This is a genomic window from Bartonella sp. AP7XZML (assembly GCF_042195745.1).
Lineage (GTDB): Bacteria > Pseudomonadota > Alphaproteobacteria > Rhizobiales > Rhizobiaceae > Bartonella.
In genome coordinates this window covers 1-1,265 of record NZ_JBHIOT010000103.1, presented here as the reverse complement: position 1 = coordinate 1,265, position 1,265 = coordinate 1, and the positions used below count along the sequence as shown (strand labels likewise).

Annotated in this window: 2 protein-coding genes and 1 pseudogene; 1 reads left to right on the top strand and 2 read right to left on the bottom strand. The window is 36.7% G+C overall.

Features of this window, described 5'->3' with window-relative positions; genetic code table 11:
- Positions 1-293: pseudogene (locus tag ACFILT_RS08735) on the top strand (hypothetical protein); the annotation flags it as partial.
- A gap of 46 nt (positions 294-339) precedes the next feature.
- Here the strand turns inward: ACFILT_RS08735 and ACFILT_RS08730 are convergent.
- Both ACFILT_RS08730 and ACFILT_RS08725 read right to left on the bottom strand, forming a co-directional pair.
- On the bottom strand, positions 340-666 hold the full coding sequence (locus ACFILT_RS08730; protein WP_273791640.1) for a HigA family addiction module antitoxin: 327 nt from the start codon (positions 664-666) through the stop codon (positions 340-342).
- A 30-nt stretch (positions 667-696) separates the two neighbouring features.
- Positions 697-972, bottom strand: coding sequence for a type II toxin-antitoxin system RelE/ParE family toxin (locus ACFILT_RS08725; protein WP_273791641.1), 276 nt, complete (start codon positions 970-972; stop codon positions 697-699).
- Positions 973-1,265 lie beyond the last annotated feature (293 nt).

The following is a 1,265-nucleotide window of genomic DNA, read 5'->3' as shown; positions in this document are numbered from 1 at the left end:
TACTCATGACCTATATGCGTAACAATGATACGGTGCGTGCATTCAAAAAAGCCCTCATCAAAGCTTTCTATGATTTAAAAAACCAATTAATTGATAATGACCGTGATACACGCTTTGATTTTCCAAGCAACTGGGATGAAATGGGACCTACTGAAAAAGCTGTTTATATTTATGGACCGCTTCACATGCATCTTGTTAAAGCCTTTACATTAGCAGAAGAGAGCAAACATTATAAAACGCTTGTTGAAGAAGCCAAGCGAGTTTTAGTAAGCCCTGTTGTAAAAGTAGCTTAAGTTAAAAACATGATTTTATCTCCTCGTCTTTGAGGCGGGGAGGTGGTTAATGGCTCTGTTCCATTTGTATATCCACTTTATTAGCTGTTAATGTTGGAATAGAAGAGACATCAATGTCCCTCAAGGCATGCCATGTATCATAATTGGCTTGAAGCTGTAGCCAAAGGGCTGGTCCATTTCCTAACAATTTACCAATGCGAGCTGCTGTTACGGCTGTGACTGGACGTTCTCCTTTAAGGATACCGTGCAAGTGCTGGCGTGATATTTGAAGAATCCTAGCAATTTCGGTTTTGCTTGCATTTAAATGTTCTAAGGATTCAGCTAAAATTTCTCCTGGATGAGAAGGACAACGATTAGGATTACGTGTGGTCATGGATAGTTTCCTTTACAAATCTTAAAACCTTCAGTGGTATTGCTCTAGATCAACATGGTAAACGTGTCTGTCTTTAAATTCAAAAGTGATACACCAAGGACCATTGATATGAATTGTGTAGCGAGTTGGAGTAAAGCCTTTAAGCATATGAAAATTATAACCTGGTACATTGATATCACTAACTTGAGAAGCAGCGTCAAGGGCATCAAGACGGCGAATAATACGCTGTTGAAGCCTGCTATCAATCTTACTTTTTCCTGTTTCCCAGAGAGATTGGAGGTCTTTATTTTTAAATGTTTTGATCATAACAAACTCAACAATTTTATTTTAAATAAAATGTAATGTATTAAGTGACATACGTCAACAAAAATGTTACAATTTAATATGATTGATGCCAATACTGTAGAACTAAAGGAATTTAAGAAATGAATATCAAACCAATTCGTACAGAGAGAGATTACCAAGAAGCCTTAGAGATTGTGTCTGCAATGTTTGATAAGCAGCCAGAAGTTAATACTCCAGAATTTGATAGAATGAAAACTCTTGTTTTGTTAATTGAAGCTTATGAAACAGAACACTATCCTGTTTCTCCACCTCAT

Excerpts from the sequence above, each read along its gene's own strand:
- ACFILT_RS08730 (WP_273791640.1), bottom strand. The coding sequence starts at position 666 with ATGACCACACGTAATCCTAATCGTTGTCCTTCTCATCCAGGAGAAATT.
- ACFILT_RS08725 (WP_273791641.1), bottom strand. The coding sequence starts at position 972 with ATGATCAAAACATTTAAAAATAAAGACCTCCAATCTCTCTGGGAAACA.